The sequence below is a fragment of the Kosakonia pseudosacchari genome, from assembly GCF_015167415.1.
Lineage (GTDB): Bacteria > Pseudomonadota > Gammaproteobacteria > Enterobacterales > Enterobacteriaceae > Kosakonia > Kosakonia pseudosacchari.
The window spans coordinates 4579944-4603895 of the sequence record NZ_CP063425.1; the positions used below are offsets into that span (position 1 = coordinate 4579944).

23 protein-coding genes and 1 pseudogene are annotated in these 23952 nt (G+C 54.1%); 12 read left to right on the top strand and 12 right to left on the bottom strand.

All coding sequences use genetic code 11. The features are described from left to right. The first annotated feature begins 152 nt into the window (after window positions 1-152). Complete coding sequence (locus IP581_RS21815) at window positions 153-818, top strand: 7-cyano-7-deazaguanine/7-aminomethyl-7-deazaguanine transporter (RefSeq protein WP_086872790.1); 666 nt, start codon at window positions 153-155, stop codon at window positions 816-818. 72 nt (window positions 819-890) lie between these two features. After that, a complete protein-coding gene (locus tag IP581_RS21820; protein ID WP_086872792.1) occupies window positions 891-1448 on the top strand; it encodes a DcrB family lipoprotein in 558 nt (185 codons plus the stop codon). Window positions 1449-1492: 44 nt separating this feature from the next. Here IP581_RS21820 and IP581_RS21825 read toward each other — a convergent pair whose 3' ends face one another. After that, window positions 1493-2692, bottom strand: coding sequence for an MFS transporter (locus IP581_RS21825; RefSeq protein ID WP_193821340.1), 1200 nt, complete (start codon window positions 2690-2692; stop codon window positions 1493-1495). A gap of 145 nt (window positions 2693-2837) precedes the next feature. Here IP581_RS21825 and IP581_RS21830 point away from each other — a divergent pair, with 145 nt between their 5' ends. Continuing rightward, entirely contained in the window at window positions 2838-3887 is a 1050-nt protein-coding gene (locus IP581_RS21830) for an AI-2E family transporter (protein ID WP_097399897.1), read from the top strand. 3 nt (window positions 3888-3890) lie between these two features. Here IP581_RS21830 and arnF read toward each other — a convergent pair whose 3' ends face one another. The 8 genes from arnF to IP581_RS21870 form a co-directional block, all read right to left on the bottom strand. Continuing rightward, window positions 3891-4277 carry a 4-amino-4-deoxy-L-arabinose-phosphoundecaprenol flippase subunit ArnF gene (gene arnF, locus IP581_RS21835; RefSeq protein WP_097399896.1) on the bottom strand — a complete coding sequence of 129 codons (387 nt, stop codon included), beginning with the start codon at window positions 4275-4277 and terminating at the stop codon, window positions 3891-3893. Beyond that, the gene (gene arnE, locus IP581_RS21840) at window positions 4274-4612 is read right to left on the bottom strand and encodes a 4-amino-4-deoxy-L-arabinose-phosphoundecaprenol flippase subunit ArnE (protein ID WP_097399895.1); all 339 of its coding nucleotides are present in this window, start codon (window positions 4610-4612) and stop codon (window positions 4274-4276) included. The genes arnF and arnE overlap by 4 nt, the downstream gene beginning before the upstream one ends. Window positions 4613-4625: 13 nt before the next feature. Continuing rightward, entirely contained in the window at window positions 4626-6284 is a 1659-nt protein-coding gene (gene arnT / locus IP581_RS21845; protein WP_193821341.1) for a lipid IV(A) 4-amino-4-deoxy-L-arabinosyltransferase, read from the bottom strand. Then, window positions 6281-7183 (bottom strand): 4-deoxy-4-formamido-L-arabinose-phosphoundecaprenol deformylase, encoded by a 903-nt coding sequence (gene arnD / locus IP581_RS21850; protein ID WP_086872803.1) that lies wholly within the window; start codon window positions 7181-7183, stop codon window positions 6281-6283. The genes arnT and arnD overlap by 4 nt, the downstream gene beginning before the upstream one ends. A 2-nt stretch (window positions 7184-7185) precedes the next feature. Continuing rightward, entirely contained in the window at window positions 7186-9165 is a 1980-nt protein-coding gene (gene arnA / locus IP581_RS21855) for a bifunctional UDP-4-amino-4-deoxy-L-arabinose formyltransferase/UDP-glucuronic acid oxidase ArnA (protein WP_193821342.1), read from the bottom strand. Further along, window positions 9162-10145 carry an undecaprenyl-phosphate 4-deoxy-4-formamido-L-arabinose transferase gene (gene arnC / locus IP581_RS21860; protein ID WP_193822738.1) on the bottom strand — a complete coding sequence of 328 codons (984 nt, stop codon included), beginning with the start codon at window positions 10143-10145 and terminating at the stop codon, window positions 9162-9164. Before arnC ends, arnA begins: the two co-directional genes overlap by 4 nt. Window position 10146: 1 nt before the next feature. Further along, on the bottom strand, window positions 10147-11283 hold the full coding sequence (arnB, locus tag IP581_RS21865) for a UDP-4-amino-4-deoxy-L-arabinose aminotransferase (RefSeq protein WP_193821343.1): 1137 nt from the start codon (window positions 11281-11283) through the stop codon (window positions 10147-10149). A 428-nt stretch (window positions 11284-11711) separates the two neighbouring features. Continuing rightward, window positions 11712-12218 carry a phenolic acid decarboxylase gene (locus IP581_RS21870; RefSeq protein WP_086872809.1) on the bottom strand — a complete coding sequence of 169 codons (507 nt, stop codon included), beginning with the start codon at window positions 12216-12218 and terminating at the stop codon, window positions 11712-11714. A 99-nt stretch (window positions 12219-12317) separates the two neighbouring features. On the opposite strand from IP581_RS21870, the gene IP581_RS21875 reads away from it, so the two are divergent. From IP581_RS21875 to IP581_RS21910, 8 genes are all read left to right on the top strand, one after another. After that, the gene (locus tag IP581_RS21875; RefSeq protein WP_097399891.1) at window positions 12318-13175 is read left to right on the top strand and encodes a LysR family transcriptional regulator; all 858 of its coding nucleotides are present in this window, start codon (window positions 12318-12320) and stop codon (window positions 13173-13175) included. A gap of 257 nt (window positions 13176-13432) precedes the next feature. After that, the gene (gene nikA, locus IP581_RS21880) at window positions 13433-15004 is read left to right on the top strand and encodes a nickel ABC transporter substrate-binding protein (RefSeq protein ID WP_193821344.1); all 1572 of its coding nucleotides are present in this window, start codon (window positions 13433-13435) and stop codon (window positions 15002-15004) included. After that, window positions 15001-15942, top strand: a complete 942-nt coding sequence (gene nikB, locus IP581_RS21885; protein WP_193821345.1) for a nickel ABC transporter permease subunit NikB — start codon at window positions 15001-15003, stop codon at window positions 15940-15942. The genes nikA and nikB overlap by 4 nt, the downstream gene beginning before the upstream one ends. Beyond that, on the top strand, window positions 15942-16775 hold the full coding sequence (gene nikC / locus IP581_RS21890) for a nickel ABC transporter permease subunit NikC (RefSeq protein WP_193821346.1): 834 nt from the start codon (window positions 15942-15944) through the stop codon (window positions 16773-16775). Before nikB ends, nikC begins: the two co-directional genes overlap by 1 nt. After that, window positions 16775-17539 carry a nickel import ATP-binding protein NikD gene (gene nikD / locus IP581_RS21895; RefSeq protein ID WP_097399888.1) on the top strand — a complete coding sequence of 255 codons (765 nt, stop codon included), beginning with the start codon at window positions 16775-16777 and terminating at the stop codon, window positions 17537-17539. The genes nikC and nikD overlap by 1 nt, the downstream gene beginning before the upstream one ends. Continuing rightward, the gene (gene nikE, locus IP581_RS21900) at window positions 17536-18321 is read left to right on the top strand and encodes a nickel import ATP-binding protein NikE (protein ID WP_193821347.1); all 786 of its coding nucleotides are present in this window, start codon (window positions 17536-17538) and stop codon (window positions 18319-18321) included. Before nikD ends, nikE begins: the two co-directional genes overlap by 4 nt. Continuing rightward, complete coding sequence (nikR, locus tag IP581_RS21905) at window positions 18309-18710, top strand: nickel-responsive transcriptional regulator NikR (RefSeq protein ID WP_086872821.1); 402 nt, start codon at window positions 18309-18311, stop codon at window positions 18708-18710. Before nikE ends, nikR begins: the two co-directional genes overlap by 13 nt. A gap of 132 nt (window positions 18711-18842) precedes the next feature. Further along, on the top strand, window positions 18843-19637 hold the full coding sequence (locus tag IP581_RS21910; RefSeq protein ID WP_193821348.1) for an SDR family NAD(P)-dependent oxidoreductase: 795 nt from the start codon (window positions 18843-18845) through the stop codon (window positions 19635-19637). A 17-nt stretch (window positions 19638-19654) separates the two neighbouring features. Here the strand turns inward: IP581_RS21910 and IP581_RS21915 are convergent, their stop codons facing one another. After that, a complete protein-coding gene (locus IP581_RS21915) occupies window positions 19655-20632 on the bottom strand; it encodes an AEC family transporter (RefSeq protein ID WP_193821349.1) in 978 nt (325 codons plus the stop codon). A 354-nt stretch (window positions 20633-20986) separates the two neighbouring features. Next, window positions 20987-21460, bottom strand: a complete 474-nt coding sequence (locus IP581_RS21920) for a hypothetical protein (RefSeq protein WP_228007795.1) — start codon at window positions 21458-21460, stop codon at window positions 20987-20989. A 609-nt stretch (window positions 21461-22069) separates the two neighbouring features. Here IP581_RS21920 and IP581_RS21925 point away from each other — a divergent pair. Then, window positions 22070-22657: pseudogene (locus IP581_RS21925) on the top strand (DUF4291 domain-containing protein). A gap of 665 nt (window positions 22658-23322) precedes the next feature. Here IP581_RS21925 and IP581_RS21930 read toward each other — a convergent pair. Further along, window positions 23323-23949: a hypothetical protein gene (locus IP581_RS21930; RefSeq protein ID WP_086872831.1), complete on the bottom strand. Its 627-nt coding sequence runs from the start codon at window positions 23947-23949 to the stop codon at window positions 23323-23325. Window positions 23950-23952: the final 3 nt, after the last annotated feature.

Below are 23952 nucleotides of genomic sequence, written 5' to 3' on the forward strand. Positions count from 1 at the left end.
CGCCGCCTTTTTTGTGACGCAAGCGAGGTTAACGATTGCGCTAAAATTAACCATTGCATCCCACTCCGATTGCAGTATCATGCGGCGGCTCTGCTCGTCAGAGCAGTAAAAGTACTGGGTTCCCTCACCCCATTTACCAAAAAGGTCACAATATGACGCACTTTTCAAACGCACAGCGCATGAAAGCGCTGTTCTGGCTTTCGCTTTTTCACCTGTTGGTGATCATCTCCAGTAACTACCTGGTGCAGCTGCCAGTTTCTATCTTTGGTTTCCATACCACCTGGGGCGCATTTAGCTTTCCGTTTATCTTCCTGGCGACAGATTTAACCGTACGCATTTTCGGCGCGCCATTAGCACGGCGAATTATCTTCGCGGTAATGGTGCCCGCGCTGCTGGCCTCTTACGTTATCTCCTCGCTGTTCTACATGGGTAGCTGGCAGGGTTTCGGCGCGCTGGCGCACTTCAATTTGTTTGTCGCCCGTATCGCCACCGCCAGCTTTATGGCTTACGCGCTGGGGCAAATCCTCGACGTGCACGTTTTTAATCGTCTGCGCCAGAACCGCCGCTGGTGGCTGGCGCCTGCCGCCTCCACCGTATTTGGTAACGCCAGCGATACCCTCGCCTTTTTCTTTATCGCTTTCTGGCGCAGCCCGGATGCGTTTATGGCGCAGCACTGGACGGAAATCGCGCTGGTGGATTACAGCTTCAAAGTGCTTATCAGCATCGCGTTCTTCCTGCCAATGTATGGTGTGTTGTTGAATATGTTGCTGAAAAGACTGGCAGACAAATCTGAAATTAGCGCGTTACCGGCGAGTTAAAGGTACGGCTTATCAGATGTGATAAGATGCGCCGATGAGCCGTTATGGCTGTTTATTGAAAGGAAGAAGTCAATGCGCAATCTGGTGAAATATGTCGGTATCGGCCTGCTGGTTGTTGGGCTGGCTGCCTGTGATAACAGCGACAGCAAAAAACCTGTTCAGGGTGCTGCCGCCGAAAGCAACACCAACGGTCAACCGGTAACCCTGCTCGACGGCAAACTCAGCTTCTCGCTGCCTGCGGATATGACCGATCAGAGTGGCAAACTGGGCACCCAGTCCAATAATATGCACGTCTATTCCGATGCCACCGGTCAGAAAGCGGTGATTGTGATTGTCGGCGACAACACGACAGAAGAGTTAAGCGCGCTGACAAAACGTCTGGAAGAGCAACAGCGTAGCCGCGACCCGCAGTTGCAGGTGGTCACAAATAAATCCATCGAACTGAAAGGGCAGAAACTGCAACAGCTCGACAGCATTATCTCCGCCAAAGGCCAGACAGCATGGTCTTCCGTGGTGCTGGGTAAAGTTGACGACAAACTGCTGACCATCCAGGTCACGCTGCCAGCGGACAACCAGCAGCAGGCGCAAACCACGGCGGAAAACATTATCAACACTATCGTAGTGAAATAAGCCCGCCCAAAACATGAAAAGGGAACCTGAAGGTTCCCTTTTTACTATTCAGCGACAGCCACCAGCTTGTGCTTCAGCCGCCAGGCCAGCAGTAAGGCAATCGCCACCAGGCCTGCGGCGGCGAAATAGATAGCCGAAACCCCTGCCCACGCCATCAGCAGCCCGGCCAGCGGCCCGGTTATCCCCAGCGATAAATCCATAAACACCGTATACGTCGCCAGCGCAGAACCCTGGTTATGCTGCGGCACCGCTTTGACCGCTACGACGCCCAGCGCCGGGAAAACCAGTGAGAAACCGGCCCCGGCAAGGAACACGCCGAGCTTCGCCATCCACGGTTCCACCGCGAGGCCAACCAGCACCAGCCCAACGGTTTCCACCAGAAAACAGAGCATCGCCACGTTTAAACCGCCAAAGCGATTAATCCCATTCGGGAACAATAGTCGCGCGCCAACAAAGGCACAGCTAAAAAGGGTGAGCGCAAAAGCCGCATCTTCCCAGCCTTTCGCATCGTAATAGAGGGTAATAAACGTGGCGATGACGCCAAAACCGGTGGACCCCAGCGCCAGCGCCATCCCGTAGAGCCAGACGCGCCCCAAAACGGCACGAAACGGCAGCGGTTTACCTTTGCTGGCTTTCACCGCCGCACGCGGCAGCGCCAGTACTATTGCCAGTAGCGCCACACCCATTATGGTCAGCGAAAGTCCATGCAGCCCGCCGTACTGATAACAGACCACACCGAGCGGCGCGCCGATGGCCATCGCGCCATAGGTGGCAATACCGTTCCACGAAATCACCCGTCCGATATGTATCGACCCGACTACACCCACGCCCCAGAGCGTCGCGCCGGTTCCGGCAAAACTCTGGCCGATGCCTAAAATAATGCGCCCCAGGCAAAGCAGTATCAGGCCTAACACGCCGACACTGCCGCCAACGCCCGCCAGCAAATAGCTCAACCCGCTGAGAAACGCGCCGCACAATCCGAAGATCACCACTTTTTTCGGCCCCAGCAGGTCGGCATAGCGCCCGGCATGCGGTCGGCTCAGCAGCGTTGCGAAGTATTGCAGGCTAATCACCAGACCGGCCCAAAACGCGCTATAGCCCATCACATCATGAACATAGCCGGGAAGCACCGCCAGCGGCAGGCCAATGGTGAGATAACTGGCGAAGTTAAACATAACGACGGACAAAATCCGCAGATTGAGGCGCAATCCGCTTAGCGCCGGTTCGGCGGCGTGTTCAGGCATGGAGTTTTACTCAGGTTTTCACAACAGTGTTTCACTATTACCACGTGATGAAACAGAAAGCAGCATTCACTTTAAGAATATCTCTGGCGAGCGAAGGTGCGGCGGAGCACTACACTTAACGGGCCGATGACAAAAGGAATTAACCATGACACATCCTCAACCCGATCGGGCGGGTTTACATATTCTGTTAAAGCTGGCTTCGCTGGTGATCATTTTGGCCGGCATTCATGCTGCGGCCGACATTATTGTGCAGCTTCTTCTGGCGCTCTTTTTCGCGATTGTTCTCAATCCGCTGGTTACCTGGTTTCTCCGGCGCGGCATTTCGCGCCCGGTGGCGATCAGTATTGTGGTGCTGGTGATGCTGGTTTTTCTCACCGCGCTTTTCGGCGTGCTTGCCGCGTCGGTCAACGACTTCATGACGTTGCTGCCCAAGTACAACCGCGAATTCACCAGGAAATTTATGCAGTTGCAGGATGCGATGCCGTTTCTTCGTTTGCATATGTCACCAGAACGGATGCTGCAACGGATGGACTCAGAGCGGCTAATGGGCTTTGCTACCACCATGGCGACCCAGCTCTCGAACGCGATGGCCAGTATTGTCCTGCTGGTGATGACCGTGGTGTTTATGCTCTTTGAAGTGCGCCATGTACCTTATAAGCTGCGCTTTGCGCTGCACAACCCGCAAATTCATATCGCCGGGCTGCACCGCGCGCTGAAAGGCGTTTCTCACTATCTGGCGCTGAAAACATTACTCAGCGTATGGACCGGGCTAATTGTCTGGGTCGGTCTGGTGGCGCTGGGTGTGCAGTTCGCGCTGATGTGGGGCGTGCTGGCATTCCTGCTCAATTATGTGCCCAATATCGGCTCGGTGATCTCCGCTATCCCGCCAATGATCCAGGCGCTGCTGTTTAACGGCACGTACGAATGTTTGCTGGTGGGTGCCCTGTTCCTTGTGGTGCATATGTTGCTTGGCAACATCCTGGAACCCCGCATGATGGGCCACCGCCTGGGGATGTCGACGCTGGTGGTGTTTTTATCCTTGTTGATTTGGGGATGGCTGCTTGGCCCGGTGGGAATGCTGCTGTCAGTGCCGCTAACCAGCGTGTGTAAAATCTGGATGGAAACCACCACCGGCGGCAGCAAACTGGCAATTTTACTGGGGCCAGGCAGACCGAAAAGCCGCCTTCCGGGATAGACTTTACGCTTTGGGCCGGTCGGGCAAAAAAATAACCAGCACGCCCGCCACAATCACCAGCACACCCAACGCGCCGCGCAGGGAAAACGGTTCGTGCCATCCGGGAAGCCAGATGGCCGCCGCCCACACCAGGATGTAGCTCAGGCTCAGCAAAGCATAAGCCTTACTCAGCGGCAAACGGTGCAGGGCAAAGTACCAGCAGCCCATGGATGCCAGATAGCCAAACAGACCAAACAGCAGCGCAAGCGTCCCTTTTTGCGGTTGCAGCAGCGCCGAGACAAAAGACCACGACAAAGTCACCGGCGGCAGCGACACCATCGCATAACGCAACATCAGTTGTGCGCCACTTACCAACAGCACACTGAGTAACGCCCAGTGCAGCCCCTTCATAGCGAGCTCCCCAGCAATACAATACCAATGATAATCAGCGCCACACCGAACGCATGGCGAAGGCTCACCGGCTCACGCCACAGAAAACGCGCCGCCAGCGTTACCCAGACAAAATTAAGGCTTAACATCGGGTACGCCACGCCAACAGGGATGCGCTGCAAAACCAGCAGCCACAACGCCATACCCGCACCAAGTGACATCAGCGCGAGCCCCAGCCACAGGCCGAGATGCTTATTGCGCCTGGCCAGCGGCACCGGACGCGTCGCCTGCTTCTGGCACAGTTGACCTGCGCAACTGAGCAGGCTTGCCAGCGCGAGCCAGAGCCAACTGGTCATTGCGGCTTACTCATCATTGTGGAAAATACTGGATAAAAACCATACGCCCCTGCACATAAACGTTGTCCGGTTTTGGTATTGGCATGCGGGTAAAATCATCTTTTTTCGACTGGTGCAGCACCAGGGAAATAACCCCTTCCTGACGATGTTGTGACAGCCAGTTGGTGAAATCGTCTTCGCGCACAAACCGCCCTTCGCCATCAGGGTACGACATACCGTAAGTTAACTCGCCGCGCGTGCCAAACAGCATGATATCTGAGCGTTTCAGCTCCCAGGCCAGACCTGCGGCAACCCCGACGTTATCGGCCAGCACGTAGCGGCTCGGCGTCAGCGGCTCGTTAACAAAGTTGAGCAAAAACTGCGGCTGCTTGGAATCCATTACCTTGTCCGGGATCACGATCCCCAGCAGCAACGCAATCGCCAGCGGGCACAGCGCCGCATATGACCACCGTTCAGCACTGGCACGCAGGGTAAACACGCCAACCAGTGCCCATGCCAGGAAAGCAAACGCCGCCAGCGCCGCTTTGTAGACCTCAATTTGCGTCCACACCGGGTGTTTCAAAAAGCCCAGCGGCGACACCACCAGCGCGGCAATCAGGCCAGCCAGACCAAAACCGATATTGATCCACGCATTGACACGCAGCACGCGACCATGGGTTTGCGCCATCTGCATGGCATAACGCGCCATTAATATCGCCAGCGGCGCGAAACAGGGCAGGATGTAAGTGGGCAGCTTCCCTTTGGCGATACTGAAAAACAGCAGCGGCATCACCACCCAACCCAGCAGATAAAACGCTTCCCGGAGGCCCTCTTTACGCGCCAGCCAGCCCGTTTTCAGCGCGCCGGGTAGCAGCGCCAGCCACGGCAAAGAACCTAAAATCAGGAACGGTATGTAATACCAGAACGGCGCTTTGTGTTGTGCGTCATCCTGCGCAAAACGTTGGATATGTTCGACCCAGAAGAAGTAACGCCAGAAATCAGGTTCGCGCGACGCAATCGCCAGCCCCCACGGCAGCACCGTCAGTACGCAGCAGATCACGGCCAGCCAGCCCCAGAGCAGCACCTCTTTCCAGCGCTTTTGCACAATGATCCACGGCAACACGCCTATCACTGGCACCGCCAGCGCGAGAAAACCTTTGGTCATCACGCCCATACCACACGCCACGCCAAGCAGGACATAGCCGCCGAACTTACCGCGCAACGTGTTCGCCTGCGCCGCCAGCCAGAAGCTGAGCATCGCCAGTGTCATCCACAGCGTGATCATCGGGTCGAGCACGGCATACGTGCCAATGCCGTACACCAGAAAAGCGGTCAGGAAGATCACCGCCGACAGCACGGCAGTGCGTTTGTCGCGCCACATTTTCCACGCCAGCGCGCCCACGAGCAGCGCCGACACGGTAATCGAGAAGACCGAGCCCAGGCGCACGGAGACGTTATTATGACCAAACAGCCACTGCGCAATGCTATTGATCCAGTAACCCGCAATGGGTTTTTCAAAATAACGCAGGCCAAGGAAATGCGGCACAACCCAGTCGCCGCTGGTGAGCATTTCACGGCTGATCTCCGCATAACGGGTCTCATCCGGCTGCCAGAGCAGGCGATATTCCAGGGGAACAACATAGTAGAGGGCGAACAGCGCAACCAGCGCCAGACCATAGTGAATGGATTTCATAACCCAGGACTCAACAGTTGTTGGCAACCCAGCCAGCCTTCCCGGCCAGCCACTTCTCCGCGTACCACTTTACCTGGCGGTAGCGTCTCCAGCGATTCCGGTAACAACTGGCTTAACGGGCAAAAAGCGATGCCTTCGCGCGCCGCCATGCTCAGCAGTTCATCAAAACCTTCCGCGCCGATAATGCCTTCCACCTCGGCGTGAATGGTATAAACCGGCGTGCCGCTATCCTGCTTCATCGCGTCAAGAATGAAACGGTTGTAGTGCTCCGCCGTCACCGAAATGCCAACGGCTTCATCCCAGGTGGGTAGCGTTACCGGGATCTGCGGAGCCGCATAGGTATTCTCTGCGATAAGCGGGCGAAACGGCTGCGTGCCACGGCAGTCGCTGTTATAGCGGAAGTTAAAATGCGATTTGGCTTTCACCACTCGCTGATCGGCACGCCACCCCGCCACGGCGGAACAGCTCACAGACCGGCCAATAATCAGCTCCAGCGCCAGTAAGCCGCGCTCAATTTCCGCTTCGAGATGAGCCTGATTCCACACGCCGCTCCAGCGCTGCCAGCGGTGGTGATCCCAGGCATGCAGCCCCACTTCGTGCGCCTGCGCGGTTTTACGGATGACCTCCGCGTTGCCTTCGCCGATAAGCCTGCCGGGCCACGCGGTGCCCGCCAGTAAAATATCCCAGCCGTAGAGCGATGCCGCGCGCGAGCGCAGCATCTTCCACAGAAATTTCGGCTTAAGCAGGCGCCAGATATGGCGCCCCATGTTGTCCGGCCCGACGCTGAAGAAAAAGCTCGCCTGAATGTTGTGCTTTTTCAGTAGCTCCAGCAGGCGCGGAACGCCGTCACGCGTGCCGCGAAAGGTATCGACATCAATACGTAAGCCGACGTATTTCATGCTTATTTCTCATCCGTCAGTTCAACGGTACGCAGGAAGAAATCCAGCGTTTCGTCAATGGTCTGGCGCATATCCACGGTCGGTTCCCAGTGCAGGCAGCGTTTGGCGTTACGGATACTCGGTTTGCGGTGTTCCACATCCTGGTAGCCTTTACCATAGTAGCTGCTGCTCTCCACTTCGCGGAAACCTGCGAACGGCGGGAAACGGTCGCGCAGCGGGTGTTTTTCAAAGCTGGCCAGCAGCATCTCCGCCAGCTCTTTAATGCTCGCTTCGTTATCCGGGTTACCAATGTTGATGATCTGCCCGTCGCAGCGCCCGTCTTTATTTTCGATAATGCGGAACAGCGCTTCGATACCATCACTGATATCCGTAAAGCAACGTTTCTGCTTACCGCCTTCGATCAGCTTGATCGGCGAACCTTCCACCAGATTGAGGATCAACTGGGTGATGGCGCGCGAGCTACCGATACGCGCGGCGTTCAGATTATCCAGCCGCGGTCCCATCCAGTTAAACGGACGGAACAGGGTGAATTTCAGGCCGTGTTTGTCGCCATACGCCCAGATCACACGGTCGAGCAACTGTTTCGATACCGAGTAAATCCAGCGCTGTTTATTGATAGGCCCAACCACCAGATTCGAGTTGTCTTCGTCGAAATTGTTGTCGGTGCACATGCCGTACACTTCCGACGTCGACGGGAAAATGATGCGTTTGTTGTACTTCACGCAGTCACGGATGATTTTCAGGTTCTCTTCGAAATCCAGCTCGAACACGCGCAGTGGGTTACGGGTGTATTCGATAGGCGTAGCAATCGCCACCAGCGGCAGCACCACGTCACATTTCTTAATGTGGTACTCGATCCACTCGGAGTGAATGCTGATATCGCCTTCAACAAAGTGGAAACGCGGATTGTCGAGGAAACGGCTGATCGCATCCGATCCAATATCAAGGCCGAAGATCTCGTAGTTATCGTCACGCAGCAGACGTTCGGTCAAATGGTTGCCGATAAAGCCGTTCACGCCGAGGATCAACACGCGGGTACGGCGTTTTACCGCCACCACCGGTTTGCTGGTCAGCAGCGCACCGGCAACCAGGCCGAGCGACTGCGCGAGTTGCGCGCCCTGCATGTAGACGCCGTTGTCCATCTGACCGGTGAGGATCTCCAGCGCGCCATCGCCACAGGCCACCAGTAGCGGCGAAACAGAGAGCACCGTGCCTGCGCGAGCGGGGGCGACATCGCTACGCACGCGGGATTTCCAGACGATAAATTTGTGTGTGCCAGCAAAGCTGTAGGCGCCTGGCCACGGGTCAGAAACCGCGCGCACCAGGTTTTGCAGCGTTTGCGCCGGTTTTTCCCAGTCCAGACGGCCATCTTCCGGCGTACGGCGACCGTAGTAGCTGGCTTTGCTGTCGTCCTGCGCCGTTTCGCTGAAGGTGTGGTTTTTAATTGTCGGCAGCACGCTAGCCAGCATGCCTTTTGCCGCTTCCGCCAGTTTACGGTGCAGCGACAGCGCTTCATCGTTCTCAGCAATGGCGACGCGCTGTTGCGCGATAATCGCGCCCGCATCCGCGCGGGAAACCATGCGGTGCAGCGTGACGCCGGTTTCGCTTTCGCCGTTCACCAGCACCCAGTTCAGCGGCGCGCGTCCGCGGTAGGCTGGCAGCAGCGAACCGTGCAGGTTAAACGCGCCGATCCGCGCGGTATTGAGAATGTTGTCGCACAGCAAGTTGCGGTAATAGAAAGAGAAAATGACATCCGGTTTCAGGTCGCGAATACGGTCAATCCACAGCGGATGGTTAACATCCTCCGGGGCATAAACCGGGATGCCGCGCTCAGCGGCGATACGCGCCACCGAACCAAAGAAGTGGTTTTCATTGGCACTGTCGGGATGGGTAAAAATCGCCGCAATCTCGAAACCTGCATCCAGTAACGCTTGTGTACCGACACATCCCATATCGTGGTAAGCAAAGACAACGGCTTTCATTGATTTTTTTCCTCTTGCGAAACGTCATTTTCCTGACGAACAACACGTTGAATAAAGTAGCGGGGACGTGCGCGAACATCGTTGTAGATGCGCCCGATATACTCCCCAAGTAGCCCCATGCCGATAAACTGCGCGCCGATAAAGGTGAAGAGAATGGCGAAGAGCATAAACACCCCTTCTCCCGCCCACTGCGGGCCAAACGCCAGACGCAGCACCACCAGCAGCACGGCGAGCGAAAAGCCCAGCACGGCGATCACGCTGCCAAACACGCTCAGCAAGCGCAGCGGCGTGGTGGTCAGACAGGTAACCAGGTCGTACATCAGGTTAATCAGGCGCATAAAGCTATATTTGGAATCGCCAAACTCGCGCTCCGCGTGCTGCACGGGGATCTCCACCGCGCGGCGGGCAAAGGTGTTGGCGAGGATTGGGATAAAGGTGCTGCGTTCGTGGCAGTGCAGCATGGCATCGACAATATGACGGCGATAGGCGCGCAACATGCAGCCGTAATCACCCATCGCTTTACCGGTGGTGCGCTGGATCAGGCGGTTGATGGTGCGTGAGGCCATTTTACGAAACAGGCTATCCTGGCGGTTTTGCCGCACCGTGCCCACCACGTCATAGCCCTCATTGGCTTTCGCCACCAGACGCGGGATCTCCTCCGGCGGGTTTTGCAAATCGGCATCCAGCGTGATGATCAAATCACCGGTGACATGGCTGAATCCGGCCATAATCGCCGAGTGCTGACCGTAGTTACGGTTCAGCAGCACCGCGACAACATGGCTGCCGGGTTGCTCTGCCGCTTCACTTAACATCCGCGCGGAGTTATCGCTACTGCCGTCATCCACCAGCAAAATTTCGTAATCAATGCCCAGTACATCGCAACTTTCCGTGGTGCGGCGAATCAACTCCGGCAAGCTCTCTTGCTCGTTGTAGACCGGGATCACCACAGATACTTTTTCTACAGGCGGTAAATTAAACATATCAGCGCCCTGCAATGTTGCGGAGCGCGTGAATGACGCGGGTTGTGTCGTCATGGGTCATATCCGGGAAAAGCGGCAGCGAACAGATACGCGCACTGTTCCACTCCGTATTGGGTAAAGAGAGGGGGAAGCGTTCGCGGTAGTACTTCTGCGTATGTGCCGCGCGAAAATGCAGGCCAGTACCAATGCCCTGCGCTTTCAGGGTTTCCATCAATGCGGCGCGGGAGATACCGCAACGTTGCTCATCAACGCGAATAATAAACAGGTGCCAGGCATGCTGGTGCGGCCATGACGGCAAGGCCAGCGGCTGAAACGGCGTATCTGCCAGTTCCTGCAAATAACGTTGCGCGATCTCCTGGCGGCGAGCATTCGCGGCGGGCAGTTTGCCCAGTTGCACCAGCGCAATCGCCGCGTTGATATCAGCGAGGTTGTATTTAAACCCTGGGGAGATCACTTCTGCCTGCGGGGCGCGGCCGTGGGTTTGCCGATCGTAAGCATCGACGCCCAGCCCGTGGAATTTCAGGCTGCGAATGCGGTTCGCCAGTTGTGCGTCGTCCGTCACCACCAGCCCACCTTCCGCGCAGGTCATATTTTTAATGGCGTGGAAGGAGAAAATAGCGGTGCCGCGTGAACCGACATGCTGGCCTTTGTAGTAGGTTCCGGCGGCGTGAGCAGCATCCTCAATTACCGGGATACCGTGCTTCTCGCCAATCGCGCGGATGGCATCAATATCCACCGGCGCACCGGCGTAATGCACCGGGATAATCGCTTTGGTACGCGGCGTGATAGCCGCTTCAATGGCCTCTGGCGTGACCATCAACGTCTCTTTATCAACATCGATCATCACGGGCGTCGCGCCGAGCAGCACAATCATATTGAGGGTGGAAACCCAGGTCAGCGACGGGGTAATCACTTCATCCCCGGCGCCAATACCAAGCGCCATCAAAGTGACGTGCATGCCGCCTGTCGCCGAGCTCACGGCGATGGCGTGGCGGTTGCCCGTCAGTGTACAAAAAGCCTCTTCAAGCGCCTGATTTTTTGGGCCTGTGGTGATCCAGCCAGATGCCAGCACTTGCTGTATGGCGGCGAACTCTTCATCCCCCATTGACGGGCGTGAGAACGGTAAAAAATCACTCATCTTTTTTCCTTGGCGTCACTGACGCATTAACGGACCGCCACAAAGACACGCTGCGGCTAGTGAGTAAAATGGCGGATGAAAGTTAAACCAAAATATAATGAATGCGCGTTTTCTGCATTTATTATGCGTTACAGTTAGTTGGGGAATACTACCAATTGAATATTAGGACAAGATTAAGGAAAGGAATTAAAGAAAAGCCAAGAAGAATTAAAATAACCTATTAAAAACAATCCATTAAAAATAAAAGCAGCAAAATCCTAACGTGATAAATGTCAAAAAACTGAAATAATTAACGCCTTTGTAAGGTATACAAAGGCGTTAGCGTAGTTATTTAAACGGTACATCAACGAATGCGAGAAAATTAATTTATTTATGCAATTAATTATTTCATTCGTTACATGATCAATATACTAAACAGCGTGAATTTTTTATGACAAATTCTGCGGGAAATTGGCCGGTAATTCACTGGCGGCGCAGTTAATCACGCTATCATTATTTTCGCCGCAATCACGCACAAACGTAATAGTCGCAAACTCATCAATCACTTCGGTGGGATAAGCCGGGCCCGCCGCGCGATACGATTCCATCAACGGAATGTGATCATTCTGGAAGCAGACGGTTTTTTCCGGGTTATTGATAACCCACCGCGGGAAGAAAATAGTACCGTGGAACAGGCGATCGCCCAGGTTAACAATCAGGCTCACATCGGTGCCGGTCGGTTCAGTCCAGGAAATTTTATAGATACTTTCACCAACGCGAACAATGTAGGCCTGCTGATCTTTCACCCAACGGTTCGCCACGATACCGCTGTGGATCCGGTAATCAAGCGTCGTGGCGTTTTTCACATAAATCTCGTAATTCCAGCCATTATCGTAGGTATAAACCAGATGTTTGCCGACGAAACCGCTCAAATCATGTTTATCAAAGGTGCTCATTTTTTTCTCTCCTCTGGTGTATGAAAGGATCGTACGCCTGCAAAAAACGAATGAATAACGCTATATTTGCATCAAATTCATTCACTTTTTAGATGGGTTATGCATAAAACGACGCTGGAACAATGGGCGCTACTGCAAAAAGTAGTCGAGTTGGGAAGCTTTGCGAAGGCGGCGGAAGAGACGCATCGCAGCCAGTCATCGGTCAGTTATAACCTGGCGCTGTTGCAGGAGCGGCTCGGCGTTGCGCTGCTGGTACAGGAAGGGCGGCGCGCGGTGTTGACGCCTGCCGGTGAGTTGCTGCTTAACCAGGTCAAACCGCTGCTGAAAGCCTTTGAATGGGTGGAAACCCGCGCGGCCACGCTGCGCAACGGTATGCGTACGCGGCTGGATTTGGTGGTTGACAGCATTTTCCCCCGCGCGCGGCTGTTTGCCATTTTACGCCAGTTTCAGCAGCGTTACCCGCAAACGCAGGTGCGGCTGACCGAAGTGCTGGAGACCGCCTCCAGCGAGTTGCCGGTGCATGCGCAAGCCGATGTGATGATACTGACCCGCCGCCAGGATATGACCGGGCGCGGCGAATGGCTGATGAACATCGATTTTGTCGCCGTGGCGCACCGCGATCACCCACTGTGCGCATCCTCGCAGGTGAGCGAAGAGATGCTCGCCGCCTGGCCGTTGATTCGCATTGCCGAAAGCGACAATCGCCACAGCCCGGTGGCGCAGGAATCGTGGACCTTCTCCACCATCGATGCCGCCGTGGAAGCCGTGCTGTACCAGGTGGGTTACGGCTGGTTACCGGAGGAGCGCATTCAGCCACTACTCGACAGCGGCGTGCTCAAAACGCTGCCACTCAGCCACGGCACGCGCCGCGCCACACCGCTGCACCTGATTGTGAAAAAAGACCTCACGCCGCTGGATGAGCAGGTTGAAATGTTGCTGCAACTGTTTAAGGGGTAGCGCGCTACCCGTTATTTTTGCAGGCGGCTTATAAACGTCACGTAATACGACTCGCGTAATGCTTACGCCAGACAAAGCGATAATCCTGACGAATAGGTTTCGGGTGCTCTGCTCACCCGCCAGCCATACCCATCACGCAAAATGCGATAAATCCCTGTTATAAACAGGGCCTTTGATCCAGAACATACTATTCGTATGATGAATTACTAAAATCGTCATACTTTTCTCGCCACCGACTTTTCGTCAGGAAACCGAACGTGTCTTTCTATCGTCAAGCTGGCGCTCTGCTTCTGCTCTGCGCATCCTTTGCCGTTTTCGCGGCACAAAACACACTCACCACCGCCTGGCCGGTGAATGTTGGCCCGCTCAACCCGCATCTTTACACGCCAAATCAGATGTTCGCGCAAAGCATGGTCTATGAACCGCTGGTGAAATACCAGGCCGACGGCAGCGTGAAACCCTGGCTGGCGACAAGCTGGACACACTCGGAGGATGGCAAAACCTGGGTCTTTACCCTGCGCGATGGGGTGACGTTCTCCAACGGCGAGCCGTTTAACGCCACCGCCGCTGCGGAAAACTTCCGCGCCGTGCTGGATAACCGCCAGCGCCACGCCTGGCTTGAGCTTGCTAACCAAATCACCGACGTCAAAGCCCTTAGCCCCAGCCAGTTACAAATCACCCTGAAAAGCGCCTACTACCCTTTCCTGCAAGAGCTCTCCCTGCCCCGCCCGTTCCGCTTTATCGCCCCGTCGCAGTTTAAAAACAACGAAACGCTGAACGGCATTAATGCGCCCATTGGCACCGGACCGTGGGTGTTGCAGGAATCGAAGCTGAACCAGTACGACGTGCTGGTACGTAATGAGCACTACTGGGGCGCGAAACCGGCACTTAGCAAAATTATCGTTAAAGTGATCCCGGACCCGACCAGCCGCGCAGTGGCGTTTGAAACCGGCGATATCGACCTGCTTTACGGCAACGAAGGGTTGCTGCCGCTGGATACGTTTGCCCGTTTCAGCCAGAACCCCGCCTGGCGCACCCAGCTTTCTGCGCCAATGGAGACGGTGATGCTGGCGCTGAACTCCGCTCATGCGCCCACCAATGAGTTAGCCGTGCGCGAAGCGCTGAACTATGCGGTGGATAAAAAAACGCTGGTCGATGGCGCGCTGTATGGCACGCAGCAGGTTGCCGATACGCTGTTCGCCCCTTCCGTGCCGTATACCAATATCGGCCTGAAGCCACGCCAGTACGATCCGGCGCAGGCGCGTGCGTTGCTGGATAAAGCGGGCTGGCAGCTTCCCGCCGGGAAAAGCATTCGCGAAAAAGCCGGGCAGCCGCTGCATATCGAACTGGCTTATATCGGCACCGATGCGCTGAGCAAATCGATGGCTGAGATTATTCAGGCCAATTTGCGTCAAATCGGCGTAGATGTCGCACTGATTGGCGAGGAAGAGAGCAGTATTTATGCCCGGCAGCGCGATGGCCGTTTCGGCATGATTTTCAACCGCACCTGGGGCGCACCGTACGATCCGCATGCGTTTATGAGTTCCATGCGTGTACCGTCGCACGCCGATTACCAGGCCCAGTCAGGACTGCCGGACAAAGCGATTATCGACAAAGAGATTGGCGAGGTGCTGACCAGCAGCGATGACAGCACGCGCCAGGCACTTTACCGGGATATTCTCACCCGTTTGCACAACGACGCGGTTTATCTGCCGATCAGTTATATCTCGATGATGGTGGTGGCAAAACCGCAACTCGGCACCATTCCGTTTGCGCCCATCGCCTCGGAGATCCCGTTTGATCAGATAACCCCGGACGCTGCGCCATGAGCCGCTTTTTACTGCACCGTCTGCTGTTATTGATCCCGATGATCGTAGCTGCCTCGGTGGTGATTTTTCTGCTGCTGCGCCTCGGTGCCGGCGATCCGGCGATGGATTATCTGCGCCTGTCTAACCTGCCGCCAACGCCGGAAATGGTAGCCGCAACCCGCATTCAACTGGGGCTGGATCAGCCGCTCGCCAGCCAATATCTCCACTGGCTGTGGCGCGCGCTGCATCTTGATTTCGGCATCTCTTATGCCACGCAGCGCCCGGTGCTTGAGGATGTGCTGCATTTTCTGCCCGCGACATTGCAACTCGCCGGCGCGGCGCTGGCGCTGATCCTGCTCACCTCCGTACCGCTTGGCATCTGGGCGGCGCGCCACCGCGATGGTTTGCCGGATTTTCTGGTACGCGCGGTGGCGTTTCTTGGCGTGTCGATGCCGAACTTCTGGCTGGCCTTCCTGCTGGTGATGTTTTTTTCCGTGCATTTGCAGTGGCTACCCGCGATGGGCTACGGCGGCTGGCAACACCTGATCCTGCCTGCGGTGTCGATTGCTTTTATGTCGCTGGCTATCAACGCCCGCCTGCTGCGCGCCAGCATGCTGGAAGCCGCCGGGCAGCGCCACGTGACGTGGGCGCGGCTGCGCGGGTTGAGCGACAAGCAGACCGAGCGGCGGCATATTCTGCGTAACGCGTCACTGCCGGTGATCACCGCGCTGGGCATGCATATTGGCGAGCTGATTGGCGGCACGATGATCATCGAAAGTATCTTCGCCTGGCCCGGAATTGGCCGCTATGCCGTGTCGGCAATCTTCAACCGCGACTACCCGGTGATCCAGTGCTTTACGCTGGTGATGGTGCTGGTTTTTGTGCTGTGCAATCTGGCAGTCGATCTCCTGAGCGCCGCGCTCGATCCGCGCATTCGCCACCATGAAGGAGCGCACTGATGCACGTTATAAAAACGGCTCGCTGGCCGGTGCGTTTCGCGCTGCTGATCCTGCTGTTACTGCTGGTGATTGCCCTGACCTGCCAGTGGTGGACGCCGTACGATCCGCAAGCCATCGATTTACCCGCGCGCCTGTTGCCGCCGGGCAGCCAGCACTGGCTCGGCACCGATCACCTGGGCCGCGATATTTTCTCTCGTTTAATGGCGGCCACGCGGGTGTCGCTGGGGTCGGTGATGATGTGTCTGCTGCTGGTGCTGGCGCTTGGTTTAAGCGCAGGCGGCTGCGCCGGGCTGCTCGGCGGGCGCGTTGATCAGGCCATCATGCGCGTGGCGGATATTTTTATGACTTTTCCCACCTCGATCCTGTCGTTTTTTATGGTCGGCGTGCTCGGGACAGGGCTGACCAATGTCATTATCGCAATCGCCCTTTCCCACTGGGCGTGGTATGCGCGTATGGTACGCAGCCTTGTTATCTCGCTACGCAGCCGTGAATACGTGCTGGCGGCGCGTTTAAGTGGCGCAAGCTATCTGCACGTGTTTCGCGATCATCTGGCGGGTGCGGTAGTACCTTCGCTACTGGTGCTGGCGACGCTGGATATCGGCCATATGATGCTGCACGTCGCCGGGATGTCATTCCTCGGGCTTGGCGTCACCGCGCCAACCCCCGAGTGGGGCGTGATGATCAATGATGCCCGGCAATATATCTGGACGCAGCCGCTGCAAATGGTGTGGCCTGGGCTGGCGCTGTTTGTTAGCGTGATGGCGTTTAACCTGCTGGGCGACGCGCTGCGTGACCATCTCGATCCCCACCTGGAAACGGAGCACGCCCACTGATGCCAGCACAACTGAGCCTGCAAAATATCAGCCTGCACGCGGAGCGACCGCTGGTGCAGGAGGTGTCGTTAACCCTGCAACGCGGGCGCGTACTGGCGCTGGTGGGCGGTAGCGGCAGCGGTAAATCATTAACCTGCGCGGCGGCGCTCGGCGTGCTGCCTGCGGGCGTGCGGCAAACGGCCGGTCAGTTGCTGGCGGATAATCAGCCCGTCACACCGCAAGCGCTGCGCGGTACGACGGTGGCCACCATTATGCAGAACCCGCGCAGCGCCTTTAACCCGCTGCGCACTATGGCCGGTCATGCACGGGAAACGTGCCTGGCGCTCGGTAAACCCGCCGATCACGCCACACTCCTCGCGGCATTGCAGGATGTCGGGCTGGAGGACGCCGAACGTGTGCTCACCCTTTACCCGTTCGAGATGAGCGGTGGCATGTTGCAACGCATGATGATCGCCATGGCGCTGCTGAGCGATGCGCCATTTATCGTCGCCGATGAACCGACGACCGATCTTGATGTGGTGGCGCAGGCGCGGATCCTTGATTTGCTGGCGCAGATTATGCGCGAGCGTCAGCCCGGCATGCTGCTGGTGACGCACGATATGGGCGTGGTGGCGCGGCTGGCGGATGATGTCGCGGTCATGGATAACGGGCGGATTATTGAACAAGGCACGGTGGAAACTCTGTTTAGTGCGCCACAACAGGACGTTACCCGTGAATTAGTCGCGGCTCACCTGGCGCTGTATGGACTGGAGCTGGCGCAATGAACCTTCTTGATGTGAGCGGTGTGTCGCACACCTACCACCAGCGAGCCGTGCTGGACAATATCTCTTTTCAGTTAAAAAGCGGGGAAACCGTGGCGCTGCTTGGGCGCAGCGGCTGCGGGAAAAGCACGCTGGCGCGGCTGCTGGTAGGGCTGGAATTGCCAGACGAAGGCGAAGTGCGCTGGCAGGGCACGCCGTTAAAGCAGCTTAACGCCCGCGCCCGCCAGGCCTTTCGCCGCGATATCCAGATGGTGTTTCAGGATCCGGTCAGCGCGGTGAACCCGCGTAAAACCGTGCGCGACATTCTGCGTGAACCGCTGCGCCATCTGTTAAAACTGCCCAACAGCGAGCAGCAGGCACGCATCAAACAGCTGCTGGAAGATGTCGAGCTGGACACCTCCCTGCTCGGTAAACGCCCCCCGCAGTTGAGCGGCGGTCAGTTACAGCGCGTGTGCCTGGCGCGTGCGCTGGCGGTGGAGCCCACACTATTGATTCTCGATGAAGCGGTTTCCAGCCTGGATCTGGTGCTGCAGGCAGGCGTTATCCGGCTCTTACAGCGGCTACAACAACGTTCCGGCGTCGCGTGCCTGTTTATCACCCATGATTTGCGGCTGGTGGAACGTTTTTGCCAGCGTGTGCTGGTGATGGAGAGCGGCGCGCTGGTCGAAACGCTCGACGTCACTTTACCGCTGCGCCTGCGTTCACCGGCAGGCCAGGCGCTGCAACAGGCGGTGCTGCCCGCCTTTCCACTCTCATTACAAAGGACGCAACCATGCAACGCGTAACCATAACGCTGGATGATGACCTGCTCGATACGCTGGACAACCTTAGCGCCCGGCGCGGCTACAATAACCGTTCGGAAGCACTGCGGGATATTTTGCGCGGCGCGCTGGCGCAGGAGTCCGTGCAAGACAATGAACAGCCGGGTTACGCGGTGCTGTCATATGTGTATGAACATGAGAAGCGCGACCTGGCGAGCCGTATTGTCGCCACGCAACACCATCATCACGACCTCTCTGTCGCCACGCTGCATGTGCATATCAGCCACGACGATTGCCTGGAGATCGCCGTGCTGAAAGGCAAGATGGGCGATGTGCAACACTTCGCCGACGACGTTATCGCCCAGCGCGGCGTGCGTCATGGTCATTTGCAGTGTCTCGCTGCCGAAGAGTAAGGTTGCCGCCGCCATACCGCGGCGGGTATTAACCCGACACGCACACTTTATGAGCAACAATTGGCAACGCGATCTGTGCCTCAACTGCTAGCCTTAATGCATTTGTGAAATCCACTGAATAAGGGGCAGACAATGAAGATCTCACTCGATGGTAAAGTCGCGCTGGTCAGCGCTTCAACGGGCGGTATTGGTTTTGCGATTGCCAAAGGGCTGGCGGAAAGCGGCGCAGAAGTGATCCTTAACGGGCGCAGCGAAGGCTCGGTGAATAAGGCGAAAGCGGCGCTGGCAAAACAGGTGCCGGGGGCGAAGCTGCGTACCGCGATTGCCGATCTCGGCACGGCGCAGGGCGTGGAAACACTGCTGAAAGCAAGCGGTGAGGTCGATATTCTGGTGAATAACGCCGGGATTTACGGCCCGCTGGATTTTTACGCCACCGACGATGAAACCTGGGAGAATTACTGGCAGACCAATGTGATGTCGGGGGTTCGCCTCTCGCGTGCGTTGCTGCCCGCAATGGTGAAAAAAGGCTGGGGACGCGTGGTGTTTATCTCTTCCGAATCGGCGCTGAATATCCCGGCAGATATGATCCACTACGGCGTGACGAAAACCGCGCAGCTTTCGCTGGCACGCGGTCTGGCGAAATTTGTCGCCGGGAGCGGCGTCACCGTCAACAGCGTACTGCCAGGGCCAACCCTGTCAGACGGTTTTGCCGGCATGATGAAAGAGGAGATGGAGAAAACGGGTAAGTCGCTGGAAACGCTGGCGAAAGAGTTTGTGATGGCGAATCGCCCGAGTTCAGTTATCCAGCGCGCCGCCACCGTGGAAGAAGTGGCGAATATGGTGGTCTATGTCTGTTCGAAACAGGCTTCAGCCACCTCTGGCGCGGCGCTGCGCGTGGACGGCGGCGTGGTGGATGATATCGTTTGACGGCTTTCCGGCTGGCCTCAGGGCCAGTTCGGATAGAAATGCGTCATCAGGATCATAAACAGCGGCGTGGTCACGGTCGACAGCAGGGTAGAAAGCAGCATGCTGGTCGCCGTCGCGCCCTGAAGCACCTGGAATTTTTGCGCCATCAGATAGACGTTAATCCCCACCGCCATTGACCCCAACAGCACCACTACCTGGCTCTCTTCACGCGGCAGATGCAGCAACCAGGCAATTAACCAAATCAAGGCCGGCATCAAAATCAGTTTCAGCAGGCAGATGGTCAAACTTTCCGGTAATCCTTTGCGGATCTGATAGCGCGACAAGCTCATACCGAGGGTAATAAGCGTTAATGGCGCGGCGACCTGCGCCACCATGCTCACCGGGCTATCGAGGAATTGCGGGAGCGGACGATGGATCAGGAAACTCCAGGCGAATCCGCTGAAGATGCCGATGATAATCGGGTTGCGCAGCACGCTCACCAGCGTTTTGCCAATTCCCCGCACCGAGAAGCTGCCGTTTTGCGCCCATTCCACCGACACGGTCACCAGTGTCCATAAAATCAGGCTGTTAAACACCAGCACCAGCGCCACCGATGAGAGGCTAGATGCACCAAGCAAAATAATGGCAACCGGAATGCCCAGCATCACGTTATTGGAGAAAATGCCCGCCAGGCCAAACACCGAGGCAGAAACCGCGTCCATACGGAACACGCTTTTCGCCGCGATGCGCCCAATCACATAGATGACAAAACAGGTGCCGAAGTAGGCAATCAGCAGCCGCATATCCACCGGCGGGCTTTCGAAAAACTTACTCATCACTTTGAACAGCATGCAGGGAATTGCCACATTAAAGCAGAAGCGGTTGAGCCCTTCGTTGACCGATTCCGGCCAGTGAGCAAAACGCCCGAGGCAATATCCCAGCGCAATCAATAAAAAGAGCGGTGCAGAGAGCAGCAGTTGTCGCGCGAGCTGCGCGAAGAATTCAGCCGTATCCATTCTTTACCCTGTAAATGTAGCGAAGCGGTTATTTTCTTTTGTTTTCCGCAGTATAGGGGAAGGTATCACTGACGTCAGCGTGCCTGACGTCGAGTGTGGGTGTTTTCGCTGAAAAACATGTCGTTTCAGCCCACGCCCGCAGCGCTGGAGTGAACGACTGATTTTCTTCTCTCTTCTGCTGCCCCCATGCGCCTGAAGGCGCTGTCGCCTGGTCAAGCAGCAGCGATTGGCAATGACGATGTAACAGCAGGGTTTGATGGCGTAGCTAATATCGGTATAAAAAACTCCGTTGATTTTCCTTAATGCTGAATTGCCTCAGACAGCATTATTAACGGAGTTTGCAACAGTGGCTTATTATTGGTTTATCCAGCCGGAATGATCGCAGACATAAATTTCATTAAGCGATAAATTATGCGGGATTTGCTCAAGGGAATCGGCAATCTCATCGTATGGCGGCGGCAGCGTAAATGAGAGACCGTAATCCTGGTCAACGATTAGCGTACCGTTCAGGATACGCAGCGCTTTGCTACGTTGAGAAAGCTCTGCCATGGTAATACCGGCATATAATTTATCTTTATATTTACCGGCATAGTTTTCATTGCAGCCGACTGAAACAATAATATCATCCGTGGTGGTGGTGATTATTAAGGTGCCATTTTGTACTGAATAGACATAGCGGATTTCACTGGATGGTGCAGGCAGAGCATATTCTTTTATTTCCACAGTATAATTATTAAATATATCTTCCAGATAAAGATCAATGGAATCCCCAAGATGAACATTCCCTAATGATATAAAGCTCACAATATCCGCGTTAAAGTCAACCATAACCATCCTTATGTAACCCTTAAACCAACTCTGATGCACGATATATAAAATTAAATAGATCCCAGATGAATCATTACTACATGCGAATAATTTCTTTTATCACATTGCTGGAAATGATGAGCCTTTCCAAGGAGTGTAGCGCATACATTACCTTTTCTTTTATAAATATTTTTTCATCGAATAGCGGCTGTTATGTCCATAAAATAATGTACGACAAATCGTATACACTATATTTTCATTATAAAAACTACGGTTATTGGTAGGTCACCCATCTTGTTCCGAACGCGTTTATCATTGGCATGCGTTTCAAGCCCGATAAGGAATTTCTGACACAGGTATATATTGCTTATGCTATCAATCACATCACATGGAAAACAGTTAGCGGCATAATTAAGATCAGCCACCTTGTCTGTTGTCAAAAAGTCTCGATGAAATTTTTTTATGCTGAATGTAATTTGTTACATTACGGGAGGTGGAATGCGGTTTGCATAATGACGTGATTATTCGAATGCTAATGTCTCTTAGGCTTCGTAATCATGCACACATCGACGCTAAGCGCTGTGATAGACTGATCCGCCATTTTGTTCACGTAGGATGAGTATAATAATTATGAAAAAAGAGCAGGCAAATGAATTAACTGCCGAAAAGCAGTTAAGAGCATTCTATAACAACGATTTTATCCGCGTTTATCAGGCTTATTCCGATGCCATTTCGGACAGCGCCCTTGCGCATGGCACCTTCGTCTCCCCGCCTTTCAGTATGACCCGTATGACATGGATAAAACCCTCTTTTCTGTGGATGATGTACCGCTCCGGCTGGGGGAAGAAAGATCCAAATCAGCACCGGATTCTGGCGGTTGATCTGAGCCATGATGGGTTTAAGTAAATTCTTAATCAGGGAGTATTAAGCCATCACCGCAACTCCGGGACAGAAGAAGCCGAATGGCAAAGCCAAATAAAAGCGTCGGATGTGGTTATCCAGTGGGATTCGGAGCGTGATATCCGTTTGAACAAACTGGATCACCGCACGATTCAGATAGGGTTGCGCAATCAGGCGGTCGCCGATTACTGCCAGAAATGGATTGTGAACATTACCGATGTTACGGAACTTGCCACGAAAATTCATGAGTTGGTAGAAAATGACCGCATCAGCGAAGCGCTTGAGTTGTTACCGGAAGAGCGGGTTTATGATATTTAATTGAAGTGGGTTTCTCATGTTTGGGATTTAATGTAATGAGTGGTATCCCTATGTCTGAAGGCTGGGGATTGTTACTTGTGGCTTACTTGTTTTCACCTATTTCCAAGATAGTGTTTTATATTTATCAAAATATATTAAAACAATATACATCCTGTATAAATTCAAGAAAAAAAATAAGCCAATAGAATCTTTAATTACATTTTTAGCTGATTGCAACTTTATAAAACCAAAGCCAAAAAATAAAAACCAAATAATATATTCATGATAGGCAATAAACTTATTAATTTCTAAACAAATTTACGCTCAGTAAGTTAGAATGCAGTATTTTCATAATTTAAAATACCCATATAATCTCTTGCACTTAAAAAAATAATAAATAAGCACTTCAGATCAACATCAGCCCGGGATAATTGTTGTATACTAAATCACTGATTTTTTAGATAGGAACTGTCATTTATAAATAGAAATCATCGTAGTATCCAAAGCAACTTTGATAAATCAAAAGACTACTTCATCATCTATGAGCCTGATAATCAAATGATTTCATAGCCCCTAATGTTATCCATAACAATAACAGACACAACTTCCGCCCATATATTACCCCCCCATCATTCAATATTAAGGCCAGCATCTTGCTGGCATTACATATTACATTGCCACTTTTCCTAAGAGCTTTTCTTTCTTTTATACATTACTTGCTCAGTGCCATTTTCATATCTATTTATGATCTCTATAAGAGTATTATCATCATTATACATGCATTGAATACTTCTTGTTTTCTCAATATTTTCTGACACACTCTTTTCTTTTATAGACACATTATCCAATAAACCATTACGATAGTTAAAGCACCAAATACCTTCACCAAAAGTGCCTTTATTAAATAATATTATGTTGTTATTCCTTTTGTAAACACGAGCGATGGACTTGAGCCTAAACGTTCCAATTTTTTGAAATGATATACGCTCTGCGAATTTCTCTGTGTAAGAATAAAAACTTCTACTTGTTACTCTATCTCCAGCTAAAACGTTTTCAGTCATAATTAAAAAACCTTGGGTGTCAAAATAATTCCTCATGATATCTTTATCTATTTCATTTGGTTTATCTACTTCAACACCCTTTTTTAAACCATACATTTCATTTTCATACGGATAAAATTCCACCAAAACATTATCCGAATATTTTATAATATCCGTTTTCCTCTCAACTTCACAAACTAACTCATCGTGCTTAGTTCTCTGTTCTTTAAGTAAATTATCATAGTACCTCTGCAATTCAGCCATCTCAATCATCGC

Excerpts from the sequence above, each read along its gene's own strand:
- nikE (WP_193821347.1), top strand. The coding sequence starts at position 17,536 with ATGAACCTTCTTGATGTGAGCGGTGTGTCGCACACCTACCACCAGCGA.
- IP581_RS21870 (WP_086872809.1), bottom strand. The coding sequence starts at position 12,218 with ATGAGCACCTTTGATAAACATGATTTGAGCGGTTTCGTCGGCAAACAT.
- IP581_RS21930 (WP_086872831.1), bottom strand. The coding sequence starts at position 23,949 with ATGATTGAGATGGCTGAATTGCAGAGGTACTATGATAATTTACTTAAA.
- nikD (WP_097399888.1), top strand. The coding sequence starts at position 16,775 with ATGCCAGCACAACTGAGCCTGCAAAATATCAGCCTGCACGCGGAGCGA.
- arnE (WP_097399895.1), bottom strand. The coding sequence starts at position 4,612 with ATGACCAGTTGGCTCTGGCTCGCGCTGGCAAGCCTGCTCAGTTGCGCA.
- IP581_RS21820 (WP_086872792.1), top strand. The coding sequence starts at position 891 with ATGCGCAATCTGGTGAAATATGTCGGTATCGGCCTGCTGGTTGTTGGG.
- IP581_RS21875 (WP_097399891.1), top strand. The coding sequence starts at position 12,318 with ATGCATAAAACGACGCTGGAACAATGGGCGCTACTGCAAAAAGTAGTC.
- arnC (WP_193822738.1), bottom strand. The coding sequence starts at position 10,145 with ATGTTTAATTTACCGCCTGTAGAAAAAGTATCTGTGGTGATCCCGGTC.
- arnT (WP_193821341.1), bottom strand. The coding sequence starts at position 6,284 with ATGAAATCCATTCACTATGGTCTGGCGCTGGTTGCGCTGTTCGCCCTC.
- nikC (WP_193821346.1), top strand. The coding sequence starts at position 15,942 with ATGCACGTTATAAAAACGGCTCGCTGGCCGGTGCGTTTCGCGCTGCTG.
- IP581_RS21910 (WP_193821348.1), top strand. The coding sequence starts at position 18,843 with ATGAAGATCTCACTCGATGGTAAAGTCGCGCTGGTCAGCGCTTCAACG.
- arnA (WP_193821342.1), bottom strand. The coding sequence starts at position 9,165 with ATGAAAGCCGTTGTCTTTGCTTACCACGATATGGGATGTGTCGGTACA.
- IP581_RS21815 (WP_086872790.1), top strand. The coding sequence starts at position 153 with ATGACGCACTTTTCAAACGCACAGCGCATGAAAGCGCTGTTCTGGCTT.
- IP581_RS21825 (WP_193821340.1), bottom strand. The coding sequence starts at position 2,692 with ATGCCTGAACACGCCGCCGAACCGGCGCTAAGCGGATTGCGCCTCAAT.
- IP581_RS21830 (WP_097399897.1), top strand. The coding sequence starts at position 2,838 with ATGACACATCCTCAACCCGATCGGGCGGGTTTACATATTCTGTTAAAG.
- IP581_RS21915 (WP_193821349.1), bottom strand. The coding sequence starts at position 20,632 with ATGGATACGGCTGAATTCTTCGCGCAGCTCGCGCGACAACTGCTGCTC.
- arnF (WP_097399896.1), bottom strand. The coding sequence starts at position 4,277 with ATGAAGGGGCTGCACTGGGCGTTACTCAGTGTGCTGTTGGTAAGTGGC.
- nikB (WP_193821345.1), top strand. The coding sequence starts at position 15,001 with ATGAGCCGCTTTTTACTGCACCGTCTGCTGTTATTGATCCCGATGATC.
- nikR (WP_086872821.1), top strand. The coding sequence starts at position 18,309 with ATGCAACGCGTAACCATAACGCTGGATGATGACCTGCTCGATACGCTG.
- arnB (WP_193821343.1), bottom strand. The coding sequence starts at position 11,283 with ATGAGTGATTTTTTACCGTTCTCACGCCCGTCAATGGGGGATGAAGAG.
- IP581_RS21920 (WP_228007795.1), bottom strand. The coding sequence starts at position 21,460 with ATGGTTGACTTTAACGCGGATATTGTGAGCTTTATATCATTAGGGAAT.
- arnD (WP_086872803.1), bottom strand. The coding sequence starts at position 7,183 with ATGAAATACGTCGGCTTACGTATTGATGTCGATACCTTTCGCGGCACG.